This window comes from Paenarthrobacter sp. NPDC089322 (genome assembly GCF_040684895.1).
In the GTDB taxonomy this organism is placed as follows: domain Bacteria; phylum Actinomycetota; class Actinomycetes; order Actinomycetales; family Micrococcaceae; genus Arthrobacter.
This window is the reverse complement of record NZ_JBFBGW010000002.1, coordinates 359,267-382,643: the sequence shown is the minus strand read 5'-3', so window position 1 is coordinate 382,643 and position 23,377 is coordinate 359,267. Positions and strand designations below refer to the sequence as shown.

Genomic DNA, 23,377 nt, shown 5'->3' with positions numbered 1-23,377 from the left:
CTGGAGACTGTCCGCATGGGCGCGGAGGCGCTAGACGTCAGCTGCCCGGGCACGAAGTGCGCGTGCCACGGCATCCCGGTTTTCGAGCATCATGCGGCGGAGCGCCGCGCTTTCCTCAGGCAATCCGGCGAGGAATTCGTCCGTGCGGTCCACTGTGGCCTGGGTGGTGAGCTGTGCCGGGTAGAGGCCGACGACGATCTGCTGCGCCAACGCGTGGGTGCGTTCCTTGACGATGCCCGGCACAGCCTCAAAGTATTTCTCCGCGTAGGGTTCCAGCAGCGCCGTATCAGCGACGCGCGTGAATCCTGCCACCGCCGAGGCCTGCAGTGCATTGGAGAGCTCGCCCTTGACCACGATCGAGTCCCACGCCTCAGCTTTCGCCTCCGCAGTGGGGATGGCGGCCTTTGCCTGGGCGGCCGCGTTTTGGCCGTTCGAGGTATTGTCCCGGGCGAGTTCTTCGTCGATGCGTTCCTGCCCTTGCCGGCCACCGGCCACCAAGGCCGTCAGGAGTTCCCAGCGCATGTCCTGGTCCACGGTGAGGCCCTCAAGGGTGTCCGTTCCGTCAAGGAGCGACTGGATGCGGTCAAGTTGGGCCTCGCTGCGGGACAGCTGGGCGAAGGATTTGACGAACTGCAGTTGGGCGTCGGAACCGGCCTCGACCGCTGAAGCCAGTTCCCACAGCTTGTCCGCAGCAGCAATCGTGGCGTCCAGTTTGTGGTCGGCAGCGACGAAGTACGTAAGGGTCGTGGCCAGTTGGCGGAGCTGGACCAGGATCACGGACGAGTCCGATTCCTCGGCGATGTTGGCCAGGATGAGCTCCGCGTAGCCGCGGGCGGGGGTCTCGCCGTCCCGGGCCGCGTCCCAGGCCGAGCCCCACACCAGGGTCCGCGGCAGGCTGGCTGCGAAGTCCTTCAGGTGCGCTTTCGCCGTGGCCCATGACTCCGGATCCAGTCGCACCTTGGCGTAGGCGAGGTCGTCATCGTTGATCAGGATGAGGTCCGGCCGGGGGAGGCCTACCAGGGCAGGAACCTCGGTGCGGGAGCCGTCGACGTCGAGTTCCTCGCGGTGGGTACGCTCGAGTCTCCCTTCGTGGCCCAGGCTGTAGAAGCCAACCGCCAGGCGGTGCGGGCGCAGCGTGGGCTGTTCCTCGATCGCGGTCTGGACGATCGCAAAGTCCGTGATGGTTCCGGTCCCGTCTACATCAATCGCGGGGGCCAGGGTGTTGACCCCTGCCGTTTCCAACCATAGCTTGCCCCAAAGATCGAGGTCGCGGCCGCTTGCCGCTTCGAGTTCCACCATGAGGTCGGTGAGTTCGGTGTTCTTCCAGGCGTGCTTGGAGAAGTAGGTCCGGACGCCTTCCATGAATTGTTCGGGCCCCACCCAGGCCACCAACTGCCGCAGCACCGAGGCCCCCTTGGCGTAGGTGATTCCATCGAAGTTGACCTCGACGTCCTGGAGGTTGTTGATCTCGGCGAAGATGGGGTGGGTCGTCGGGAGCTGGTCCTGCCTGTACGCCCAGGACTTCTCCACGGAGGCGAAGGTGGTCCAGGCGCGGTCGAATTCAGTGTTGTCCACGGCAGCGAGGTGGGACATGTATTCGGCGAAGGATTCGTTGAGCCAGAGGTCATTCCACCAACGCATGGTCACCAAGTCGCCGAACCACATGTGCGCCAGCTCGTGAAGGACCGTGATGGCACGCCGCTCAATCTGCGCCCCCGTGACTTTCCCACGGAAGACGTAACCTTCCAGGATCGTCACGGCACCGGCGTTCTCCATGGCTCCGGCGTTGAACTCGGGAACGAACAGCTGGTCGTACTTCTCAAACGGATAGGGGCAACCGAACTGCGCTTCGAAGAACTCGAAGCCTTGCCGGGTCAAATCGAAAATGTTGTCTGCGTCCAGGTATTGCATCAGGGACTTGCGCGCAAAAACCCCAAGTGGAATGACCCTGCCATCGCTGCTGGTCACCTCCGAGCGGACGGACTGGTACGGGCCGGCTATCAACGCCGTGACGTAGGAAGACAAACGCGGAGTGGGGGCGAAGGTCCACACTGACCGGGCCCCGCCGTCCTCGCCGGCTGGTGCCGCAACGGGAACAGGCGTGGGGGAGTTGGAGATCACGTCCCAGTGGGCGGGCGCCGTGACAGTGAATGTGAAGCTCGCCTTCAGGTCCGGCTGCTCGAACACAGCGAACATGCGGCGGGAATCCGGAACTTCAAATTGCGTGTAGAGGTACACCTCGCCATCAACGGGGTCAACGAAGCGGTGCAGGCCTTCTCCGGTGTTCATGTAGGGAGCGTCCGCCACGATGGTGAGTTCGTTCGCCGCCGCCAGGTCCGGCAGTTGGATGCGGACGCCGTCGGATACCTCGGCCGGATCCAGCTCGGTGCCGTTCAGGGTGACCCGGTGCACCGACTCGGTGATGGCGTCGATGAACGTCGAGGCACCCGGTTCGGCCGAAAATCTCACCACCGTCGTGGACCCGAAAACGTCCGGGCCTTTCGTCAAGTCCAGCGTCACGTCGTATGAGTCGACGGAAAGCAGTTCAGCGCGCTGTACGGCTTCTTCGCGCGTCAGGTTCAGGCCTGGCAAAGTGGTGCCTCCAGAAGATTGGGGTGGCTGGCCGGTCGGGTCCGGTCCTTAGTGTGAAGCCATTCTTTCACTCCGAGCGCTGATGGCAAGCAGGTGCACCCCAGTGTCGCTGGTTCCGGAGTAGCTTTGGAATATGGGAACGATCCGCGACTCTCTCGATCTCCGGGCCCTCCGGTTTGCAGTAGCCTTTCCGCTGCTCCTCGCCCTTGGCTTCGCCGTATGTGCCCAGATGCTGCGGAACGACCTCCCGGACCCTGTTGCAGTCATGTGGAACCCCGACGGCGGCAGTTCCTTTGCGCCCTTCGGCGCCTACGTTGGTGGCGGCGCAGCCCTCATCGCCTTTTGCGGTTGGGCGGCCTTCCTTCAGGCCGTCCCCATTTCGCGCCCTGTGGTCATGCGGCGCGTGATGATGGGGGTGGGGCTCATGGTGAGCTTGTTCATCACCACCGTCCTCGCCGCCGGACTGGTTGGACAGACAGGGCTCGATGACGCCCGCTCCTCCCACGTGGATCCCATTGTCCTTGCGATGGGCAGTGGTGCAGCCGTGTCCCTGGGCGTTGTCCTGATGTTCGCCTTCAAACCCGATCCCCGCTGGACGCGCGAAGACGACGCTGCACTTGAGCTCGAACGGCTTCGGGCCGCTGACCCGGACCTCTCACGGGACAGTCTCCGGCTATGGGTTCATGCCCGCAGTTCCGTGTTCGTCATGATCATCGTCTCGGCCCTGTTCCCCGCCGCCCTCATTGCAGTGGCCGTCCCGTGGCTGGGAGCCCTGGTAGCCGCGGCAGCGCTCGTTGGTGCAGGGTTCCTGTTCGCCCGCGTGCGTGCCGACAGGGGAGGGCTGCAGGTCTTTGCGGGTGGCATCGTGCGCGTCCTGGCAGTTCCCGCCGTCGATATCGACGCCGCTGCCCCCGCAGAGGTCAAAGCGGCGGACTTCGGTGGTTGGGGTTGGCGCCACCACGATGACGCCACGGCGATGCTCGTCAGCAGCGGGCCCGCCGTCGTCGTCAGAAAACTCAACGGACGCCGTGTGGCGCTCAGCGCCGGGACAGCCGCCACTGCAGACAAACTCGCCGGAATCCTGAACCGGGCAGCAGAACGTGCCCATGGAGGCGGGCAGGCCGGTAACCCGGGGTAAAAGGTAACCTAGGTAGCGCATCCCTCATCGCCGCGCCCGGCCAGGTGCCGTCCCGGCGCGCCAAAAGAACGGACTTCCTGTGACTACTCCCCGCGTCCACATCGCCACGGACCACGCCGGCATGGAACTCAGCGCCCACCTGGTCAGCCACCTCACTGCCAAGGGTTACGAGGTTGTTGATCACGGCCCCAAGGAATATGACGCCCTGGATGATTACCCCTCCTTCTGCATCAACGCGGGGGTTGCGGTCGTCGCCGACCAGGCAGCAGGCGTCCACGCTCTGGGCATTGTCCTTGGCGGCTCCGGCAACGGGGAGCAGATCGCGGCGAACAAGGTCAAGGGTGTCCGGGCAGCCCTGGCTTGGAACCTGTCAACGGCCAAGCTCGCCCGTGAGCACAATGACGCCAACGTGATTGCCGTGGGCGGCCGCCAGCACACGGTGGAGGAAGCAACCGAACTCATTGAAGCGTTCCTCCAAGAGCCGTTCAGCAACGACGAGCGCCACGTCCGCCGCATCGGCAAGATCGCGGTCTACGAGACCACCGGCGAGATCGTCGAGTAGTGCCTGAGGGGCATTCCGTCCATAGGCTGGCCCGCCAATTCCAGGACGTTTTTGGCGGCCGGCGCTTGGCCGTATCCAGTCCGCAGGGTCGTTTTACGGCCGGCGCGGAACTCCTGAACGGACACGTCATGACGGAAGCTGCGGCCCACGGGAAGCAGTTGTTCCTGAGGTTCGATCACGACGTATTCCTCCATGTCCACCTGGGCTTGTATGGCGCGTGGAATTTCGGGGGAGACAGCTCCTTCCGTGGCGCGTCAAGCATTGGCGCCCCGCGCCGTATCGGCGAGTCGGAAACAGCCTCGACGGGGGAAGACCATGATTATGCCGGGCCTCCGGAGCCCGTAGGTGCCGTGCGCGTCCGATTGGTGTCCGACCACGGTTGGGCAGACCTCCGGGGCGCCACGACGTGCGCAGCGATTACGTCCGATGAAGCGGCAGCAGTGCTCAAACGCCTTGGCCCCGATCCGCTTCGAAACCTCCCGGGTGACCGGGACGAGTTCATCCGGCGACTCAGCCGGCGCAAGACCGCCGTCGCGTTGCTGCTGATGGACCAATCGGTGCTGGCCGGTGTGGGCAATATCTACCGGGCAGAGGTTTTGTTCCGCCAGGCTCTCGATCCCTGGACCCCTGGCAACGCCATCGATGCTGCCACGGCCGGGCGGCTGTGGGACGACGCAGTGCAGGCCATGTCGGACGGCGTCCGCGACGGCCGCATCGTGACCACACCGCCGAGGCTCTGGACCGTCGCAAACGGAACGGTGCCCGACGCCGATGCCCACTTTGTCTATAAGCGGGAAGGATTGCCCTGCCGCGCCTGCGGGACGCTGGTGGGCATGGCCGAAATCGGCACTCGGAAATTGTATTGGTGTCCCGGCTGCCAGTTGTAGGCGGGACGGAAAGATACAAAAGCACCCCGATCCATGGGATCGGGGTGCTTTGCTGTTCTTGGAGGGGACGACGGGAATCGAACCCGCGTAATCAGTTTGGAAGACTGAGGCTTTACCATTAAGCTACGTCCCCGGATGGATCTCCTGTTCAGGACATCTTCCCGGCGGCTGTTGAAGCCGGGTACAACTAAACCTAATTCCGGCGGCGGTGTCAAATGTGCATTCCGGCCCCGCTTGCCCGTAGACTGTCCTGTGCATTCGGGGTGTAGCTCAGCTTGGCTAGAGCGCCTGCTTTGGGAGCAGGAAGTCGCAGGTTCAAATCCTGTCACCCCGACTCTGTGTTTCGTGTTCGCTTCAGGGGCACGACAGAACCCCATACCCACAAAATCAGGAGTACTTAGACTGTGAAGAGCGCTGTCGAGAACCTCACCGCCACGCGGGTCAAGCTCAACGTTGAGGTTCCCTTTGAGGAACTGAAGCCGAGCATCGATGCCGCTTACAAGACCGTTGCTTCGCAGATCCAGGTTCCCGGATTCCGCAAGGGCAAGGTTCCCTCCAAGCTGATCGACCAGCGCGTTGGCCGCGGCTACGTCCTGGAGACCGCCATCAACGACGGCCTCAACGGTTGGTACCAGGCGGCAGTCCAGGAAACCGGCGTCCGTCCCCTGAGCCGCCCTGAAGTTGAAATCACCGAGGTTCCGGATCCGTCCGCGACCGACGGCGAACTCAAGTTCCAGGTTGAGGTTGACGTCCGTCCCGAGATCGAACTGCCTGACTACGCAGGCATCAAGGTTGAGGTCGCGGCTGCCGAGTCCTCCGACGACGACGTCGACAAGGCCCTTGACGAGCTCCGCGGACGTTTCGGAACCCTGAAGTCCGTTGACCGTCCGGCGGAGAACGACGACTTCCTCACGATCGACATCACCGCCACGATCGACGGCGAAGAGATCGACTCCGCTTCCGGCCTGTCCTACCAGGTCGGTGCAGGCACCATGCTCGAAGGCCTCGACGAAGCCGTAACCGGTTTGTCCGCCGATGAAGAAGCGATCTTCGACACCACGCTGGTCGGTGGCGACCACGCCGGCGAGGCTGCCCAGGTGAAGGTTGTTGTCAAGGCCGTCAAGGAGCGCGAACTCCCCGAAGCCAACGACGACTTTGCCCAGCTTGCTTCCGAGTTCGACACCCTCGCCGAGCTCCGTGAGGACCTCGCCAAGCAGGCTGCCGACTCCAAGGTTGTGGGACAGGGCGTCGAAGCCCGCGACAAGGTCCTGGACAAGCTCGTTGAGCTCGTTGAGGTGCCCGTCCCGGCTTCCGTCGTCGAGGAGCAGATCGAAGCGCACTTCAACCAGGAGAACGCCCACGGCGAAGGCGACCACGACACCGAAGAGCACCGCGCAGAGGTCAAGGCCAACACCGAGCGCGCCTTCCAGAACGAAGTAATCCTTGACGCCATCGCGGATAAGGAAGAAGTAAACGTCAGCCAGAACGAGCTGATCGACTACATCGTCACGACGGCAAGCCAGTACGGCATGGACCCGAACCAGTTCGCGCAGATCATCGATCAGAGCGGCCAGGTCCCCATGATGGTTTCCGAAGTCCGCCGCCGCAAGGCCCTTGCCGTTGTGCTGGGCCAGGCTGAGGTTGTCGACACCGAGGGCAACAAGGTTGACCTGACTGACTTTGTCCGCCCCGCAGGCGAAGCCGCCGCCGACGACGCTGCTGCAGTCGAGGCCGAGGACGAAGCACCGGCTGTCGCCAGCGATGACCCCGCGGCAGTGAAGTTCTAGCCAAAGCGTTAACCGACCCCGGATTCCTTGATCCGGGGTCGGTTTTCTTTAACCACTCAAACGCATCCGTCCAATCGTGCGCCGTCAGCGAACAGTGCGATTCCGGCGAACAAAACGCCTGTGAAAACGGTTAGTGTCCAAGTAGTGAAGTTCAGTGAGGTCACTGGCACCAGCGAGAGGTAAGCACTTATGTCACAGCAATCAGAGGCTCCCCGGATGGCAACTGTCGATCCCGCAGCCCAGGACAACTACATCTACAACCGTCTGCTGAAAGAGCGCATCATCTGGCTCGGCTCTGAAGTCCGTGACGAGAATGCCAACGCCATCTGCTCGCAGCTGCTTCTCCTCTCGGCCGAAGACCCCGAGAAGGACATCTACCTTTACATCAACTCCCCTGGCGGGTCCGTGACCGCCGGCATGGCAATCTACGACACCATGCAGTTCATCCCGAACGACGTCGTGACCGTAGCCACCGGCCTGGCGGCCTCCATGGGCCAGTTCCTCCTTTCCTCCGGGACCAAGGGCAAGCGCTACGCAACACCCAACGCGCGCATCCTCATGCACCAGCCCTCGGGTGGCATCGGCGGTACGGCGTCGGACATCAAGATCCAGGCGGAACTGATTCTGCACATGAAGAAGGTCATGGCGGAGCTCACGGCCGAGCAGACTGGACAGACCGTGGAAACCATCCTCAAGGACAACGATCGCGACAAGTGGTTCACGGCCACCGAAGCCCTGGAATACGGCTTCTTCGACAAAATTTCGGCACATGCCGGCTCCGTAGCCGGTGGCGGCGGAACGGCCAACCAGTCGAACTCAGAAAACTAGCCGGCACCAAGAACCACTGAAACCCAGGAGCAATGAAAATGAACTACAACTTCGGATGGTCTGCCGGTAACCTCCCGTCCAGCCGTTACGTCCTGCCCCAGTTCGAAGAGCGCACGCCGTATGGCTTCAAGCGCCAGGACCCGTACACCAAGCTGTTCGAGGACCGCATCATCTTCCTCGGCGTCCAGGTGGACGATGCATCAGCTGATGACATCATGGCCCAGCTGCTGGTCCTTGAGTCGACGGATCCCGACCGCGACATCACCCTGTACATCAACTCGCCGGGCGGCTCGTTCACGGCGATGACGGCCATTTACGACACCATGCAGTACATCCGTCCCGAGATCCAGACGGTGTGCCTTGGCCAGGCGGCCAGCGCGGCGGCGGTCCTGCTCGCAGCGGGAACGCCGGGCAAGCGCCTCGCCCTCCCGAACGCCCGTGTCCTGATCCACCAGCCGGCCTTGTCGGGCGGCCAGGGCGGCCAGGCATCCGACTTGGAGATCCAGGCAGCCGAAGTGATGCGCATGCGCACGTGGCTCGAGGACACGCTGGCGCACCACTCGGGACGCACGTCCGAGCAGGTCAACAATGACATCGAGCGCGACAAGATCCTTACCGCTGCCGAGGCCCAGAGCTATGGTTTGATCGACCAGGTACTGGACTCCCGGAAGATCAAGCCCCAGGCGATCGCCAGGTAGCATCCGGAAGTCGACGCCGGTGCGGTTCGAGAAATATGGACCGCACCGGCGTTCTGTTTCCGCCCAAGAAGCCCATTGTGACCTAGAGTGGAAGTTGTCACGGTGGTGCCAACCGCGGCGAAGCCGCACACTTGAGTACGGCGCGGAGCCGCATCACCCGCATGCAACGAAGGGATTTCCACATGGCTCGGATTGGCGAGAGCACGGACCTGCTGAAGTGTTCTTTCTGTGGAAAGAGCCAGAAGCAGGTACGGAAGCTGATTGCCGGGCCCGGCGTGTACATTTGCGACGAGTGCATCGAGCTTTGTAACGAGATCATCGAAGAAGAGCTCGCGGAAGTTTCCGATCTTGGCAGTTTCGAACTGCCCAAACCGCGCGAGATCTTCGATTTCCTGCAGGAATACGTCATCGGGCAGGAACCCGCAAAGCGGTCGCTGGCGGTAGCGGTCTACAACCATTACAAGCGCATCCAGGCCGGCCACGCTCCCAAGAGCGGAAGCCTTGGCGAAGGAGCGCACCACGAGGATGTGGAGATCGCCAAATCGAACATCCTGCTTATCGGCCCCACGGGCTGTGGCAAAACTTATCTGGCGCAGACTCTGGCCCGGCGACTCAACGTTCCGTTCGCAGTTGCCGATGCTACGGCGCTCACCGAAGCCGGTTATGTGGGTGAGGACGTAGAGAACATCCTCCTGAAGCTCATCCAAGCTGCCGATTACGACGTAAAGAAGGCCGAACAGGGCATCATCTACATCGACGAAATCGACAAAATCTCCCGGAAGAGTGAAAATCCTTCGATTACCCGGGACGTTTCCGGCGAGGGCGTGCAGCAGGCACTCCTGAAGATCCTGGAAGGGACCGTCGCTTCCGTGCCGCCGCAGGGAGGGCGGAAGCACCCGCATCAGGAATTCATCCAGATCGACACCACCAATGTCCTCTTCATCGTGGCCGGCGCTTTCGCTGGGCTCGAGGACATTATCGGTTCGCGCTCCGGACGAAAGGGCATCGGCTTTGGTGCGCAGCTGAATGAAGTCCGTGACAACGTGGACACCTATGGGGAAGTCATGCCTGAGGACTTGCTCAAGTTCGGCCTCATCCCGGAGTTCATCGGGCGCCTGCCCGTTATCACCACCGTCTCGAACCTGGACCGTCCTGCCCTCATCCAGATCTTGTCGACTCCCAAGAACGCGCTGGTCAAGCAGTACCAGAAGATGTTCCAGCTGGATGGCGTCGACCTCCAATTCGATGACGACGCCTTGGATGCAATCGCCGACCAGGCCCTTGAGAGGGGCACCGGAGCGCGTGGCCTGAGGGCCATCATGGAAGAAGTGCTGCTGCCCGTCATGTTCGATCTCCCCAGCAGGGATGACATCGCGACCGTCGTCATTACGGCTGATGTGGTGGCTAAGAAGGCTCAGCCCACCATGATTGCCCATGACGTCGTGGCGAAACGCCGGAATAAGTCGGCCTAGCCCCCTGTTGGCCTAAGCAACGGCGGTTCACTGCTTGCCGCTGGTACGTGCCCGTTTTCCCACCCTTGGCGAGGAGTTTCCCGTGTCCGAACAGACTGCACCCGATCAGACCGTAAACAAGGCCGATTTCTGGTTCGATCCCGCTTGCCCGTTCGCCTGGATCACGTCCCGCTGGATCGGCGAAGTCGAGCAAGTCCGCGGCATCGAAACCGAGTGGCACGTCATGAGCCTTTCCGTCCTCAACGAGGGACGGGAGTTGCCCGAGGAGTATCAGGCATTGATGGCCGAGAGCTGGGGACCCGTACGCGTCATCATCGCCGCGCAGGAACTGCACGGCAGCAGCTACGTCAAGCCGCTGTACGACGCCATGGGGGAGCAAATCCATCACGAGGGCAACAAGGACCGCCCTTCCGTTATCCAGAAGGCACTCGCCGAGGTAGGCCTCCCTGCCGAGCTGGCACGCTTTGCCGACTCGGAGGAGTACGATGCCCAGCTGCGTGCGAGCCACGAGGCCGGCATCTCGCTTGTTGGCCAGGACGTAGGAACGCCGGTGGTTGCCTTCAACGGCACGGCCTTCTTCGGCCCGGTGCTCACGCGCGTTCCGCGTGGCGAGGAAGCCGGAAAGATCTGGGATGCAACCGTGGCGCTGGCGGAGTATCCGCACTTCTTCGAACTCAAGCGCAGCCGCACGGAACGCCCGGAATTCAACTAGCCGACCGGGCGACGGACAGTTCCCGGTTATTTGAGGAAATCCCTTACTTGAGGAACCGGGACGTCCGTCGGTCTGCGAGGATCTTGCCGTTGGTCTGGCACGTCGGGCAGTACTGCAGGGACGTGTCTGCGAATGACACCTCGCGGACCGTGTCTCCGCACACCGGGCAGGCTTGGCCGGTCCTTGCGTGGACCCTGAAATTGCTGCGCTTCGTATCTTTCAGCTCGCTGGACGGTTTGCCGGCAGCAGCCACCACGGCATTTACCAGCACTTCCTGCATCGCCTCATAGAGCCGCGCGATTGCTTCTTTGTCCAGCGATTTGGCGATGGCGAAGGGGGAGATGCGGGCTGCGTGGAGGATTTCGTCGCTATAGGCGTTGCCAATTCCGGCGATGACGCTTTGGCTGCGGAGGAGGCCCTTGATCTGTTGGGGGCTTGCGCGGACGATGCCGGCCAATGCCTCAAGATCGAAGTCCGGGCTCAATGGTTCCGGTCCGAGGGTTGCGATGCCCGCAACGTCCTGCGGATCCCGGACGACATAGATGGCCAGGCTTTTCTTTGTTCCGGCTTCCGTTAGATCCAAACCGATGTGGGCGTCGTCGCTGGGCCGGTGCAGAAGAAGCCGTGCGGCGATATTGCTCTTGCCCATCCGTAACCCTGCCGCAGACGGATGCTCGGTGTAGCGGACCCATCCGGCCTTGGCGAGGTGGAACACGAAGTACAAGCCGTCGGCGTCAAGACACACAAACTTGCCGAATCGCCGTGCGGAACGGATCGTCCGGCCTTCGAGGTCGGTAAAGGGCGGGTCAGCCGTTTTCAGAGCCGCAATGGAGTTGATGCGGACTTCGGTCAGCACAGCCCCGCGAAGTTGGGTATCCAAATAGATGCACAGCCCGTGCACCTCGGGGAGTTCGGGCATGGTCATACTCTGCCATAAGACGCACAAAAAGGCTCTGCGAACTACAAGTTTGTAGTTCCTCCGAAGGCCTTGTGCATCTGCCGAAGCGGGACAACAATGGTTCTTACCCACTTCGAAAGAAGAGGGACACGGAAACCAAAGATTCAGTGATATGCAACCGACGCAGCCTTTGGCAAAGCCGGAAGCAGGCTACCAGTGACGAGGTAGGAAGACCTGAAACTCCAAGGATTCCGCCAGACTGTCAAGACGTCACCAGACAGCCGAAAAGTCGAAGCCCCACCAACGGCAAAACGCTGATGGGGCTTCCCCTTTGCCCTCAAGGGGCTGCGACCTCCCACAAGGGCTATGGCGCGGGCGATTCCTCGGCCGGCGCCAGGACGACGTCGCTCACAGTCAGTTCACCCTCACCCGACTGAAGGGTGATCTCCTGGGCATTGGCTGCCGCCTTCAGGTCGTTAAGGCCGGCCTTCAGTTGGGCAACGAGCACCTCGGTGGCCGTGATGGAGGCTGAGAGCACCTCGGTCCGTTGCTTGACCTTGGCCTCGGACTTGGCTTTACGGATGCCGCTGAGGGCGACGCCCACTGTGCCCAGCATCGTCGTGTCGCCGTCGGCGATCTCCAGGGCTGCCGGCCAATCGGCACGGTGAACCGAGCCTGCCCGCCACCAGCTCCATACCTCTTCCGTGGCGAAGGGGAGGAAGGGGGCGAACAGGCGCAGGAGCGCATCCAGCGTTGTGGCCAGGGCGGCCAGGACGGATGTTTGTTCAGCCTCCCCGGCGGCGCCGTAGGCGCGGTCCTTGATGAGCTCGACGTAGTCGTCCGTGAATTGCCAGAAGAATGACTCGGTGATCTGGAGCGCCCGGGCGTAGTCGTAGTTGTCGAACGCCTTGGTGGACTGTGCAACGACCTCCGAAAGCTGCGCCAGCAGGGCACGGTCCAACGGGTTCGTCAGGCCCGAGAGGTCCGTGGAAACCACCGAATTCTCGGTAGCGCCCAGATTCAACACGAACTTGGAAGCGTTCAAAAGCTTGATCGCGAGGCGGCGTCCGATCTTCATCTGCGCGATTTCGTAGGCGGTGTCCGCGCCAAGCCTGGCCGAAGCCGCCCAATAGCGCACGGCGTCTGAACCATACTCGTTCAGCACGTCCGTAGGGACCACGACGTTGCCCTTGGACTTGGACATCTTCTTTCGGTCGGGGTCCAGGATCCAACCGGAGATTGCGGCGTGCTTCCACGGCGCGCTCTTTTGCAGTGCATCGGCACGCACGGCCGAGGAGAACAGCCAGGTACGGATGATGTCGTGGCCCTGCGGCCGGAGGTCGAACGGGTAGACCTTCGAGAACAGTTCCTCGTCGCGGCTCCACCCGCCCACGATTTGCGGCGTCAGGGAGGACGTTGCCCAGGTGTCCAGGACATCGGCGTCGCCAGTGAACCCGTTGGGCTGGTCGCGCTGTGCTTCATCGAAGCCGGGGGCAGCGTCGGCGGCTGGATCAACGGGGAGCATATCGTCGGACGGAAGGATGGGGTGGTCGTAATCCGGATTGCCTTGGGCGTCCAACGGGTACCAGACGGGAATGGGCACGCCAAAGAACCGCTGGCGGGATACCAGCCAGTCGCCGTTCAGGCCGGCGATCCAGTTCTCGTAGCGGGAGCGCATGAAGGACGGGTGGAAGTTGATTTCCTGGCCCCGGCCGATCAACCGTTCGCGGCGGTCCTCGTCACGGCCACCGTTGCGGATGTACCACTGCCGGGAGGTCACAACCTCGAGGGGCTTGTCGCCCTTCTCGAAGAAGTTCACGGGGTGCGTAATCTTCTTGGGTTCACCATCCAGCAGGTCCGCTGCGCTGAGGAGTTCCACCACTGCTTCCTTCGCGGAGAAGGCAGTCTTCCCGGCGATGGCCGCATAGGCTTCCTTGCCGGCTTCAGTGGTGATCCAGTCGGGAGTCTCGGCAATGATGCGGCCGTCGCGGCCCATGATGGCCCGCGTCGGCAGCTGCAGCTCGCGCCACCATGTGACGTCGGTGAGGTCACCGAACGTACAGACCATGGCGATGCCGGAACCCTTGTCCGCCTTGGCGAGGGGGTGTGCCTTGACTTCCAGCTCCACCTCGAACAGCGGGGACTTCACGGTCTTGCCGAACAGCGGCTGGTACCGTTCGTCGTCGGGGTTTGCCACCAAAGCTGCGCAGGCAGCAAGCAGTTCCGGACGGGTCGTCTCGATGAAGATCTTTTCACCGTCTTCGGTGAAGAAGGGGTAGCGGTAGTAGGCGCCGGGGACCTCGCGGTCCTCCAGTTCGGCCTGCGCGACGGCGGTGCGGAACGTAACGTCCCACAGTGTGGGAGCCTCGGCCATGTAGGCGTCGCCGGCCGCGAGGTTTGCCAGGAAGGCGCGCTGGGATACGGCACGCGAGGTGTCGTCGATGGTGCGGTAGGTCAGGTCCCAGTCCACGGACAGGCCGAGGGTTTGGAACAGGTTCTCGAAGACTTTTTCGTCCTCAACCGCGAGTTCCTCGCACAGTTCGATGAAGTTCTGGCGGGAAACGACGTCGAAATCGCGCTGGTTCTTGGCCGGCTGTGCGGGCGGGCGGTAGTCAGCGTTGTAGGGGATGGCGGGATCGCAACGCACACCGTAGTAGTTCTGGACGCGGCGCTCGGTGGGCAGGCCGTTGTCGTCCCAACCCATGGGGTAGAAGACGTTCTTTCCGGTCATCCGCATGTAGCGCGCCTGCACGTCGGTCTGGGTGAAAGAGAACATGTGGCCGACATGGAGCGAGCCGGACGCGGTCGGCGGGGGAGTGTCGATCGAGTAGACCTGCTCCCGGGTGGTGTCCGGGTTGAACTTGTAGGTTCCCTCCTCAAGCCAGCGCTGCGTCAAGGCAACTTCGAGGCCTTCGAGGGCCGGCTTGTCGGGAACGTTAATGGGGGCGGTGGCGGGCGTGTCTGTACCCTGCGTTGATTCAGCCATGGACCAATTGTTTCATGGCCTGCAGTTACAGGCCGCCTTCGGCCAGGGTCCGGCCCTCTATAGTGTGGTGCCATGACTTCCGCAGAAGAGACGCAGAACAAAACGGCAGTAGTGACGGGCGCGAGCACGGGCATCGGCGATGCGACAGTGCGGGCGCTTACAGCAAGTGGTTGGAAGGTCTACGCGGTGGCTCGTCGGGCAGACAGGCTTGAAGCCCTCGGCGCGCAAACCGGCGCCATCCCGTTCGCGGCTGACATCACAGTGGACGACGACGTCACGGCCTTGCTGGCAGCCGTCACCCGGGACGGGGGAGCCGATACCCTCATCAACATCGCCGGCGGCGCCCGCGGTGCGGATACCATCGGCAACGCCAACACGGAAGACTGGGACTGGATGTACCAGGTCAACGTCCTGGGCACCATGAAAATCACGCGCGCTTTCCTGCCGATGCTTCGGGCCAATGGCGAAGGAACGGTCCTTAACCTGACCTCCACTGCGGGCCTGGCTGCGTACGAAGGTGGTGGCGGCTACAACGCCGCCAAGTTCGCCCAGCACGCCGTGACCAATGCGCTCCGGCTCGAAGAGGTAGGAAACAACATCCGGGTGATCGAGGTCGCTCCCGGGCTCGTCCACACCGAGGAGTTCGCCCTCAACCGCCTGGGCGACAAGGACGCCGCAGCCAAGGTCTACGCAGGTGTCGAAAAGCCTTTGACAGCGCAGGACGTGGCGGACGTTGTGAAGTACGCGGTCTCCCTGCCCCACCACATCAACCTTGACCACATCACCATCAGGCCCGTAGCCCAGGCTGCCAACCACAAGCTCATCCGCAAGGAAGGCTGAGCCGATACCTACGAGACCGGGACGGTCAGCGTTGCCACGATGGCAGCATGATCCGTCCCGGGCACGCGGTGGACGGAGTAACCGGTGCTGCCGACCAGCGGGCTCGTCACCACATGGTCGATGACGATTCCCGGAAGCGCCGGCCCCTCCATCGGCCACGTCGGTTGGAGCCTGCCGCCTGAAGCGACGCCCACGTCCACCAGCTTCCCGCCGTCCGTCCCGCCGTCCAGCAGTTGCCGGAACTCTGCGTGATCGTACGTTGCGTTGTAGTCGCCCATCAGCAGCTGGTGGCCGGGCCGGGAAGCCTGAAGCCCAATGGCAGCCAGGTCGCTGCGCCACTGCTCAATCCTTTCGTCAACAGGCGGCAGGGCATGAATGCTGGTCACCGTCAGCACTGCTTTGGCGCTGGATGAACCGACGGCAACGCGGACCACCGGCATACGAAACGGAGTGTCCGGCAGCTGGCCTACTGCCTCTAGCGGGAACTTGGAATAAAGCGCACTGCCTGACGCGTCGTCGTTGGGATCACTCAACAGCTCCGGAAGAATCCCGGAAAGCCCGGCGGCACCCAGCCGGTCCTCCAAACCCTGGGTGTGCTCCTGAATGGTCAGTACGTCCACGTCGTTCTCCCGGACGAGCCGCACAATATCGCCGGCATCGGCCTCGCCAAACTCTGCATTCAACGTCATGACTTTCACCGGTACCGGTGGGGGAGCATCGGCACGCAAAGCAGCCGGACGGCCGTAGTCCAGCGGAAACAGCCAGAACAACTGCACAGCCAGCAGGGCCGCCGTCGCGATGGCCGGGAACGGCCGCCGACCCGTCAGCGCAAGAACAAAGGCCACAGCAGCCGGCACCACGAGCCACGGAGTAAACGACACCAACTGGACCACAATCAACGGCCACTCAACGGGTATGGCCCTGAACATCGAAAACCCGGCCACCGGCAGCGCCACAAGCAAGGCCAGGACAGACCAAACAGGCGACGCGCGGCGTCGTACGGGGCGGCCGGCCGGAGCGGCGGGAACGGGTTTGCTCATGGCCCGAGTCTATTCAGGCCCTCCTGCGCTGCCCGTCCACCCTAAGGATGAACCTGCAGGTGGAGCAGGAAGCAAAGCTGCGGCTAGACTTGGGGAACCAGCATCGACCCGGCCATCACCGGTGAGTTTCCGGAAGAACAGCCCTGGACCCAGCGGGACACCCACCAGCGGGACACCCCAAAGGAAACACGGCCCAGTAGAACCGGACGGGTAAGCCCGTCACAGCAGTTAATGAGAGGCCGGATCTTCGTGAGCCGGTAAGTGAGGTGGTACCGCGGTACCCGTGTCGCCGCAAGGCGGCACAGGAGCCGTCCTCGCATCCTGACAGTCAACCAGCTATCACCAGGATATGAGATGACCCACTACCCCAAGGCCTCAGCATCGCCTTCCGGCACCCATGGCGTGTCCGCTTCCGTGAAGTTCCCGGAAATCGAAGAGCGCATCCTCAAGTACTGGGACGAAGACGGAACCTTCCAGGCGAGCATCGACCAGCGCGAAGCCGGCCATGACGGCAGCAACGAATTCGTCTTTTACGATGGCCCTCCCTTCGCCAACGGACTCCCGCACTACGGCCACCTCCTCACCGGCTACGCCAAGGACCTTGTAGGCCGCTACCAGACCCAGCGCGGCAAGCGCGTCGAACGCCGCTTCGGCTGGGACACCCACGGCCTCCCCGCAGAGCTCGAAGCCATGAAGCAACTGGGCATGACTGACAAGACCCAGATCGAAGCCATGGGCATCGACAAATTCAACGACGCCTGCCGTGCCTCCGTCATGAAGTACGCCAACGAATGGAAGGCGTACGTCACCCGCCAGGCCCGCTGGGTGGACTTCGACAACGACTACAAGACCCTCAACGTCGAGTACATGGAGTCGGTCCTCTGGGCTTTCAAGCAGCTCCACGAAAAAGGCCTGACCTACAACGGCTACCGCGTCCTCCCGTATTGCTGGAAGGACGAGACACCGCTCTCCAACCACGAACTCCGCATGGACGACGACGTCTACAAAAACCGCCAGGACCAGACCGTCACCGTTACGTTCCCCATCAAGGCCGGAAGCTCCGAGATTTCCAAGGCGCTCGCAGGCGTCCAGGCACTCGCCTGGACCACCACGCCCTGGACCCTGCCCACCAACCTTGCGCTCGCCGTGGGGCCGGACATCTCTTATGCCGTCCTGCCGGCTGGTCCGAACGGTATCAAAGCCGCTTCCGCGGACGCGCCGGTTGCCGGCAGCTTCCTGCTCGCAGCTGACCTTGTGGCCTCCTACGCCAAGGATTTGGGGTACGACGACGCTGCTGCCGCCGCTGCCGCCGTCACCTCCACTTTCGCGGGCTCCGAGCTCGCAGGCTTGGAGTACGAGCCGCTGTGGAAAGACTTCGCGGACACGGAAAAGTACGGAACGCAGAATGCCTGGCGCATCCTGGTGGCGGACTACGTCACTACTACCGACGGCACCGGTATTGTCCACCAAGCCCCCGCCTTTGGTGAAGATGACCAGAAGGTGTGTGAAGACGCCGGCATCCCTGTTGTCCTGTCCGTCGACGAGGGCGCCAGGTTCCTCCCGTTGTTCGGGCACGGCGAACTGGCCGGCATTGTCGGCTTGCAGGTTTTTGATGCCAACAAGCCCATCACCCAGGTCCTGCGTGCCGACGGCCGGCTGGTTCGCCAGGCCAGCTACGAGCACAGCTACCCGCATTGCTGGCGTTGCCGCAACCCGCTGATCTACCGTGCAGTATCGTCCTGGTACGTTGAGGTCACCAAGTTCAAGGACCGCATGTCCGAGCTGAACCAGGAGATCAACTGGATCCCCGGCAACGTCAAGGACGGGCAGTTCGGCAAGTGGCTCGAGAACGCCCGGGACTGGTCCATCAGCCGTAACCGCTACTGGGGTTCCCCCATCCCGGTGTGGCAGTCCGACAACCCCGAGTATCCGCGCACGGACGTGTACGGTTCCCTCGCTGACCTCGAAGCCGACTTCGGCCGCCTGCCCGTCAACAATGAGGGACAGGTGGACCTGCACCGTCCGTTCATCGACGAATTGACCCGTCCCAACCCGGACGACCCCACGGGCCAGTCCACCATGCGCCGCGTGGAAGACGTGCTGGATGTATGGTTCGACTCCGGTTCCATGCCTTATGGCCAGGTCCACTACCCGTTCCAGAACGAGGAATGGTTCGACACCCACAACCCGGCGGACTTCATCGTTGAGTACATCGGCCAGACCCGTGGCTGGTTCTACATGCTCCACATCCTGTCCACGGCCCTCTTCGACCGGCCCGCGTTCCGCAACGTCATCAGTCACGGCATCGTCCTGGGCTCCGACGGGCAGAAGATGTCCAAGAGCCTGCGGAACTACCCGGACGTTTCCGAGGTCCTGGACCGTGACGGCTCCGACGCGATGCGCTGGTTCCTCATGTCCAGCCCGATCCTGCGCGGTGGCAACCTGGTCGTCACCGAACAGGGCATCCGTGACGGTGTCCGCCAGGTCATCCTGCCCTTGTGGAACGTGTACAGCTTCTTCACGCTCTACACCAACGCCGCGAACGGCGGTCAAGGCTACGACGCGAAGCTGCGGTACGACGGCTACGCGGACACCCTCGATCAGTACCTTCTGGCCAACACCGGGGACCTTGTCCGGAACGTCACCGCGAGCCTGGACACCTACGACATCTCCGGTGCCTGCGATGAACTGCGCAGCTACCTGGACATGCTCACCAACTGGTACGTCCGGCGTAGCCGCCAGCGCTTCTTCGACGAGAACGTGGACGCCTTTGATGCCCTGTACACAGCCTTGGAAGCTGTATGCCGTGTATCTGCGTCCCTGCTGCCACTCGTCACCGAGGAAATCTGGCGTGGCCTGACGGGCGGCCGTTCTGTGCATTTGGCCGAGTGGCCGGAGGCTTCCCTGTTCCCGGCCAACCCGGAACTCGTGGAGGCCATGGACCGTGTCCAGCAGATCTGCTCCACGGGTTCCAGCCTGCGGAAGGCTGCCAACCTCCGGGTCCGCCTGCCGCTGCAGGAGCTGACTGTCGTGGCACCCGGGGCAGATGCGCTGGAAGGCTTTGCCGCCGTCGTCGCTGATGAACTGAACCTGCGCTCCGTGCGTCTCTTGGACGCCGCCTCGGCTTCGCCGGAAGAGTTCGGCATCCAGCAGAAGCTGGTGGTCAACGCCCGCGCCGCCGGTCCGCGCCTCGGCAAGAACGTCCAGCAGGCCATCAAGGGTTCCAAGTCCGGTGACTGGTCGGTAAATGATGCCGGCGTCGTTGTGGCAGGTGGTCTTGAGCTTGAGCCCCAGGAATACACCTTGGAGACAGTCGTGGCTGAAGCGGCCGACGGCGGTGCTGCCGCCGCGGCTGCCGTACTGCCCGGCGGCGGATTTGTTGTCCTCAACACCGAGGTCACCCCTGAACTGGCAGCCGAGGGATTGGCCCGCGATATGGTCCGTGCCATCCAGCAGGCCCGAAAGGACGCCGGGCTCAACGTCAGCGACCGGATCCGCACGTCGGTCGAGGCTGGACAGGACGTCGTGGATGCCTTGAACGCCAATGCTGAACTCGTCAAGACCGAGACCTTGACCCTGGAGTTGGAGGTTCTGCTGTCAAGCGCCGACGAACCGCAGGTCACCGTAGCCAAGGCAGGAGCCTGATCCATGAGTGACGAATTCTCGGTGGAAAGCGTCTACGCCGAGCTCCTCGGCCGGGCGCCGGAAAACAAGATGGAGCCGCGCCTGGCTCCGCTGTTCCGCGCAATGGATGTGCTGGGGGAACCGAACAAGGCTTTTCCGATCATCCATATCACCGGAACCAACGGAAAGACATCCACGGCCCGCATGATCGAGGCAGGTTTGCGCGCCCATGGGCTGAGCACCGGGCGGTACACGAGCCCGCACCTGTCCAAGGTCACCGAGCGCATCAGCATCAACGGTGAGCCTGTGCCGGACGAGACATTCGTTCGCATCTGGGACGAGATCCGGCCATACCTGGAGATCGTGGACAACGAACTTCTCGCGGAAAACCAACCGCGGCTCACCTACTTCGAGTGCGTCACCATCCTCGGCTTCGCGATCTTTGCCGACCAGCCGGTGGACGTGGCGGTGATCGAGGTCGGCCTTGGCGGCATTACCGATGCCACCAACGTCGGCGATGGCCAGGTCTCGGTCATCACTCCGATCTCGCTGGACCACACGGACCTGCTGGGCGATACCACAGAGGACATCGCCTACGAGAAAGCCGGGATCATCAAGCCGGGAGGCTTCCTGGTCAGTGCGGCCCAGCCTGTTGACGCGGCTCAGGTGCTTTTGGAGAAGGCCCGGGAAGTAGACGTACCCTTCCGTTTCGAAGGTGTCGAGTTCGGAGTCGAATCGCGGAGTGTGGCCGTGGGCGGCCAGGTGCTGACCATCCAGGGCCTGGCCGGGCGCTACGAAGACCTGCTCCTGCCCTTGCATGGTGCCCACCAAGCGGAGAATGCCGCTGTGGCAATCGCAGCGCTCGAGGCGTTCTTTGGCGGGGGAGGGAAAGAGCTTGATGCAGACGTCCTGCGCGAGGCACTCGGTACCGTGACCTCCCCGGGTCGTCTGGAGGTAGTGCGGACTGCCCCCACGATTGTGGTGGATGCTGCCCATAACCCGGATGGCATCCGGGTGTCTGCGGAGGCCATCAACGAGGCATTCAGCTTCAGCAAGCTGGTGGTGGTCATCGGTATCCTGCAGGAGAAAGACGCCGAGGAGATCCTGAGGACGCTCAAAGAGTCCTTGGGTGACCTCGCCGAAGAATTTTGCTTCACTCAGTCCAATTCACCCCGGGCAATACCTGCTGCGGAACTCGCCGAACTGGCGGTGGACCTTGGGTTCGGGGAGGAAAACGTCCACATCGCTGAGAAGCTGGACGACGCCCTTGAATGGGCTGTTGAGCGTGCCGAGTCCAACGAGGACCTCGCTGGCGGTGTGCTGGTAACCGGCTCCATTACCGTGGTTGCCGAGGCCCGGATCCTGCTCGGAAAGGCCGGTATTTGACCATGGCGAGATTGACCAAGGCCCAACGCGAATGGCGGCCCGGCATGCCCAGGAAGCGTCGCTCAACCAAGGTCATGTTCGGGTCCACTGTGCTGCTGCTTGAAGCCTTTGTAGCGTTCTTCGGCACCTTGGTGGTTTTCGGCCTGAAGCGCGGCGAAGTGGCGCCAGGAATCATTCTTGGCATCGGGATCGCGCTCAGCGTTCTGTTGGTCCTGGCCTGCGCGGTGTTGTCCAAACCGTGGGGAATCGGTGTTGGCTGGGGGCTGCAGGTACTCCTGATCCTGACGGGACTGGCTGAACCGATGATGTTCATCGTCGGCATCTTGTTCGCAATCTGCTGGTGGTATGGGATCCGGACGGGAATGCGGATCGACCGGGAAGTTGCGCAGCGCGACCGCGAGCAGGCCGAATGGGACGCGGCCCACCGTGACGAAACAGGTCCGCAAACCCCGTAAACTGGCTGGGAAACCCACCAACCACCACGTTTGGAGCAACTGTGAGCATTGAACGGACCCTTGTCCTGATCAAGCCCGACGGCGTCGCCCGCAACCTCAGCGGAAGCATCCTCGCCCGCATCGAAGCGAAGGGCTACGCCCTGGCTGAGCTGAAGAAGGTCAACGCGACCCGCGAACTGCTGGAGCTGCACTACGAGGAACACGTGGGCAAGCCGTTCTACGAGCCCCTGGTTGAGTTCATGCTGAGTGGACCGGTCATCGCGGCGGTGTTCGAAGGCCACCGCGTCATCGAGGGCTTCCGCTCCTTGGCCGGCACCACGGACCCCACCACCGCAGCACCCGGCACCATCCGCGGCGACTTCGGCCGCGATTGGGGTCTGGCCGTGCAGCAGAACCTTGTCCACGGATCGGATTCCACCGAATCCGCCGAGCGCGAGATCAAGATCTGGTTCGCTGGCTGAAAGCCACACGGGAACCAGCAAAGGCCAATGTTCGTCGCGAACATTGGCCTTTGCTGTTTTTCTGTTTAGTAGCCGGACGTCCCGGCGAAGACATGGAGGAAAGAGAAGAAGATCGTGGCGATGACCGCCACGTAGAGCAGCGCTACGATAATCCATCCCGAATCACCCAGGAGCTTCGTCAAAGCCGGGGGCGCCTTGATGACGCCACGGGATACGTTGCGGATGGTCACCCAAACGAACAACGGGATCATGGCTGCCCATACCACCATGCAGAAGGGGCACAGCACATGGATGACATAGAGGGCCTGCGACCACAACCAGACAACAAAAGCGAAACCCAGCGTTACGCCCGCCTGGAGCCCCAACCAATACCAGCGCGAAAACCTTGCACCGGCAAGGATGCCCATCGCAGTGGTGATGATCACGGCAAAAGCAACAATCCCGATGAACATGTTGGGGAACCCGAACACTGAGCTCTGCGGCGTTTGCATCACCGTGCCGCAGGACACCCAAGGATTGACGTCGCACAGCGTGACATGGTTCGGATCCTTGAGCACCTCCAGCTTTTCAAGGACGAGCGCGCCCGAAGCCAACCACCCGATGACGCCCGTGATCAGAAGCAGCCAGGCGAACGGCCTATCCCGGACCGTCCTGGGCAGGGATCCTGGTTGGATGACGGTTTCCTCCACCGGGGTGGAGTCATGGTTGGCCAGGTTTCCCCTGGCGGTGCTTGGCATCGCGGGTTTAGTCCTTTTCGACAGGTAGCCGGGGTGGTCCCGGGAACGGCTCTTGGGAGGATTGTAACGCCGCAGGCTGGGCAAAGCCCCCGGGTGGATGCTGCCCGACACAGGGGCCTACCTGTCGTATGCGTGGGGGTGTGAGAGAATGAACATGGCCGGACGCCGATCCACATTCGGAATCCGGTCCGGTGACTTGTTCCCAAGACCGCCAGCATGAGCAGGGCATGCCCGGATCACAAAGGATCCTCGGTAGGCCCGCCATGACAATGGA

General features: G+C 62.6%; 18 protein-coding genes and 2 tRNA genes. 14 read left to right on the top strand and 6 right to left on the bottom strand.

What is annotated here, in order from left to right; genetic code table 11:
• Positions 1 to 30 precede the first annotated feature (30 nt).
• Positions 31 to 2,592, bottom strand: coding sequence for an aminopeptidase N (pepN, locus tag AB0N65_RS03810; RefSeq protein ID WP_364157874.1), 2,562 nt, complete (start codon positions 2,590 to 2,592; stop codon positions 31 to 33).
• Between the two features lie 133 nt (positions 2,593 to 2,725).
• On the opposite strand from pepN, the gene AB0N65_RS03805 reads away from it, so the two are divergent.
• From AB0N65_RS03805 to AB0N65_RS03795, 3 genes are all read left to right on the top strand, one after another.
• Positions 2,726 to 3,730: a hypothetical protein gene (locus tag AB0N65_RS03805; protein ID WP_364157871.1), complete on the top strand. Its 1,005-nt coding sequence runs from the start codon at positions 2,726 to 2,728 to the stop codon at positions 3,728 to 3,730.
• Positions 3,731 to 3,809: 79 nt separating this feature from the next.
• On the top strand, positions 3,810 to 4,292 hold the full coding sequence (locus AB0N65_RS03800; RefSeq protein WP_364157868.1) for a ribose-5-phosphate isomerase: 483 nt from the start codon (positions 3,810 to 3,812) through the stop codon (positions 4,290 to 4,292).
• The gene (locus tag AB0N65_RS03795) at positions 4,292 to 5,179 is read left to right on the top strand and encodes a DNA-formamidopyrimidine glycosylase family protein (RefSeq protein WP_364157866.1); all 888 of its coding nucleotides are present in this window, start codon (positions 4,292 to 4,294) and stop codon (positions 5,177 to 5,179) included. The genes AB0N65_RS03800 and AB0N65_RS03795 overlap by 1 nt, the downstream gene beginning before the upstream one ends.
• A 59-nt stretch (positions 5,180 to 5,238) precedes the next feature.
• Here the strand turns inward: AB0N65_RS03795 and AB0N65_RS03790 are convergent.
• A tRNA-Gly gene (locus AB0N65_RS03790) sits at positions 5,239 to 5,312 on the bottom strand.
• A 126-nt stretch (positions 5,313 to 5,438) separates the two neighbouring features.
• On the opposite strand from AB0N65_RS03790, the gene AB0N65_RS03785 reads away from it, so the two are divergent.
• The 6 genes from AB0N65_RS03785 to AB0N65_RS03760 all read left to right on the top strand — a co-directional run bounded on the left by AB0N65_RS03785 (position 5,439) and on the right by AB0N65_RS03760 (position 10,676).
• Positions 5,439 to 5,513, top strand: a tRNA-Pro gene (locus tag AB0N65_RS03785).
• Positions 5,514 to 5,583: 70 nt separating this feature from the next.
• Positions 5,584 to 6,966 carry a trigger factor gene (tig, locus tag AB0N65_RS03780; protein WP_364157864.1) on the top strand — a complete coding sequence of 461 codons (1,383 nt, stop codon included), beginning with the start codon at positions 5,584 to 5,586 and terminating at the stop codon, positions 6,964 to 6,966.
• 216 nt (positions 6,967 to 7,182) lie between these two features.
• Positions 7,183 to 7,794 (top strand): ATP-dependent Clp protease proteolytic subunit, encoded by a 612-nt coding sequence (locus tag AB0N65_RS03775; RefSeq protein WP_315973345.1) that lies wholly within the window; start codon positions 7,183 to 7,185, stop codon positions 7,792 to 7,794.
• Between the two features lie 38 nt (positions 7,795 to 7,832).
• Positions 7,833 to 8,492, top strand: coding sequence for an ATP-dependent Clp protease proteolytic subunit (locus AB0N65_RS03770; protein ID WP_364157862.1), 660 nt, complete (start codon positions 7,833 to 7,835; stop codon positions 8,490 to 8,492).
• A 182-nt stretch (positions 8,493 to 8,674) separates the two neighbouring features.
• Positions 8,675 to 9,964, top strand: a complete 1,290-nt coding sequence (gene clpX, locus AB0N65_RS03765) for an ATP-dependent Clp protease ATP-binding subunit ClpX (RefSeq protein WP_364157860.1) — start codon at positions 8,675 to 8,677, stop codon at positions 9,962 to 9,964.
• An 82-nt stretch (positions 9,965 to 10,046) separates the two neighbouring features.
• Positions 10,047 to 10,676: a DsbA family protein gene (locus AB0N65_RS03760; protein ID WP_364157858.1), complete on the top strand. Its 630-nt coding sequence runs from the start codon at positions 10,047 to 10,049 to the stop codon at positions 10,674 to 10,676.
• Positions 10,677 to 10,719: 43 nt separating this feature from the next.
• On the opposite strand, the gene AB0N65_RS03755 is transcribed toward AB0N65_RS03760, so the two are convergent.
• Together AB0N65_RS03755 and valS are read right to left on the bottom strand one after the other, a co-directional pair.
• Entirely contained in the window at positions 10,720 to 11,595 is an 876-nt protein-coding gene (locus tag AB0N65_RS03755) for a DNA-formamidopyrimidine glycosylase family protein (protein WP_364158014.1), read from the bottom strand.
• 343 nt (positions 11,596 to 11,938) lie between these two features.
• On the bottom strand, positions 11,939 to 14,560 hold the full coding sequence (gene valS / locus AB0N65_RS03750; RefSeq protein WP_364157855.1) for a valine--tRNA ligase: 2,622 nt from the start codon (positions 14,558 to 14,560) through the stop codon (positions 11,939 to 11,941).
• A 72-nt stretch (positions 14,561 to 14,632) separates the two neighbouring features.
• On the opposite strand from valS, the gene AB0N65_RS03745 reads away from it, so the two are divergent.
• Positions 14,633 to 15,400, top strand: a complete 768-nt coding sequence (locus AB0N65_RS03745; RefSeq protein WP_364157853.1) for an SDR family oxidoreductase — start codon at positions 14,633 to 14,635, stop codon at positions 15,398 to 15,400.
• Positions 15,401 to 15,408: 8 nt separating this feature from the next.
• Here AB0N65_RS03745 and AB0N65_RS03740 read toward each other — a convergent pair whose 3' ends face one another.
• Positions 15,409 to 16,440: an endonuclease/exonuclease/phosphatase family protein gene (locus AB0N65_RS03740; protein WP_364157850.1), complete on the bottom strand. Its 1,032-nt coding sequence runs from the start codon at positions 16,438 to 16,440 to the stop codon at positions 15,409 to 15,411.
• A gap of 354 nt (positions 16,441 to 16,794) precedes the next feature.
• On the opposite strand from AB0N65_RS03740, the gene ileS reads away from it, so the two are divergent.
• The 4 genes from ileS to ndk are packed head-to-tail and all read left to right on the top strand — an operon-like array spanning position 16,795 to position 22,366.
• Positions 16,795 to 20,085, top strand: coding sequence for an isoleucine--tRNA ligase (ileS, locus tag AB0N65_RS03735; RefSeq protein ID WP_364157847.1), 3,291 nt, complete (start codon positions 16,795 to 16,797; stop codon positions 20,083 to 20,085).
• 3 nt (positions 20,086 to 20,088) lie between these two features.
• The gene (locus AB0N65_RS03730; RefSeq protein WP_364157845.1) at positions 20,089 to 21,450 is read left to right on the top strand and encodes a folylpolyglutamate synthase/dihydrofolate synthase family protein; all 1,362 of its coding nucleotides are present in this window, start codon (positions 20,089 to 20,091) and stop codon (positions 21,448 to 21,450) included.
• A 2-nt stretch (positions 21,451 to 21,452) separates the two neighbouring features.
• A complete protein-coding gene (locus tag AB0N65_RS03725) occupies positions 21,453 to 21,905 on the top strand; it encodes a DUF4233 domain-containing protein (protein WP_364157843.1) in 453 nt (150 codons plus the stop codon).
• Between the two features lie 41 nt (positions 21,906 to 21,946).
• Positions 21,947 to 22,366: a nucleoside-diphosphate kinase gene (ndk, locus tag AB0N65_RS03720; RefSeq protein WP_364157840.1), complete on the top strand. Its 420-nt coding sequence runs from the start codon at positions 21,947 to 21,949 to the stop codon at positions 22,364 to 22,366.
• 65 nt (positions 22,367 to 22,431) lie between these two features.
• On the opposite strand, the gene AB0N65_RS03715 is transcribed toward ndk, so the two are convergent.
• Positions 22,432 to 23,103 (bottom strand): vitamin K epoxide reductase family protein, encoded by a 672-nt coding sequence (locus tag AB0N65_RS03715; protein WP_364157837.1) that lies wholly within the window; start codon positions 23,101 to 23,103, stop codon positions 22,432 to 22,434.
• Between the last annotated feature and the right edge of the window lie 274 nt (positions 23,104 to 23,377).

Excerpts from the sequence above, each read along its gene's own strand:
- AB0N65_RS03805 (WP_364157871.1), top strand. The coding sequence starts at position 2,726 with ATGGGAACGATCCGCGACTCTCTCGATCTCCGGGCCCTCCGGTTTGCA.
- AB0N65_RS03775 (WP_315973345.1), top strand. The coding sequence starts at position 7,183 with ATGGCAACTGTCGATCCCGCAGCCCAGGACAACTACATCTACAACCGT.
- AB0N65_RS03770 (WP_364157862.1), top strand. The coding sequence starts at position 7,833 with ATGAACTACAACTTCGGATGGTCTGCCGGTAACCTCCCGTCCAGCCGT.
- clpX (WP_364157860.1), top strand. The coding sequence starts at position 8,675 with ATGGCTCGGATTGGCGAGAGCACGGACCTGCTGAAGTGTTCTTTCTGT.
- AB0N65_RS03755 (WP_364158014.1), bottom strand. The coding sequence starts at position 11,595 with ATGCCCGAACTCCCCGAGGTGCACGGGCTGTGCATCTATTTGGATACC.
- valS (WP_364157855.1), bottom strand. The coding sequence starts at position 14,560 with ATGGCTGAATCAACGCAGGGTACAGACACGCCCGCCACCGCCCCCATT.
- AB0N65_RS03745 (WP_364157853.1), top strand. The coding sequence starts at position 14,633 with ATGACTTCCGCAGAAGAGACGCAGAACAAAACGGCAGTAGTGACGGGC.
- AB0N65_RS03740 (WP_364157850.1), bottom strand. The coding sequence starts at position 16,440 with ATGAGCAAACCCGTTCCCGCCGCTCCGGCCGGCCGCCCCGTACGACGC.
- ileS (WP_364157847.1), top strand. The coding sequence starts at position 16,795 with ATGACCCACTACCCCAAGGCCTCAGCATCGCCTTCCGGCACCCATGGC.
- AB0N65_RS03730 (WP_364157845.1), top strand. The coding sequence starts at position 20,089 with ATGAGTGACGAATTCTCGGTGGAAAGCGTCTACGCCGAGCTCCTCGGC.
- AB0N65_RS03725 (WP_364157843.1), top strand. The coding sequence starts at position 21,453 with ATGGCGAGATTGACCAAGGCCCAACGCGAATGGCGGCCCGGCATGCCC.
- AB0N65_RS03715 (WP_364157837.1), bottom strand. The coding sequence starts at position 23,103 with ATGCCAAGCACCGCCAGGGGAAACCTGGCCAACCATGACTCCACCCCG.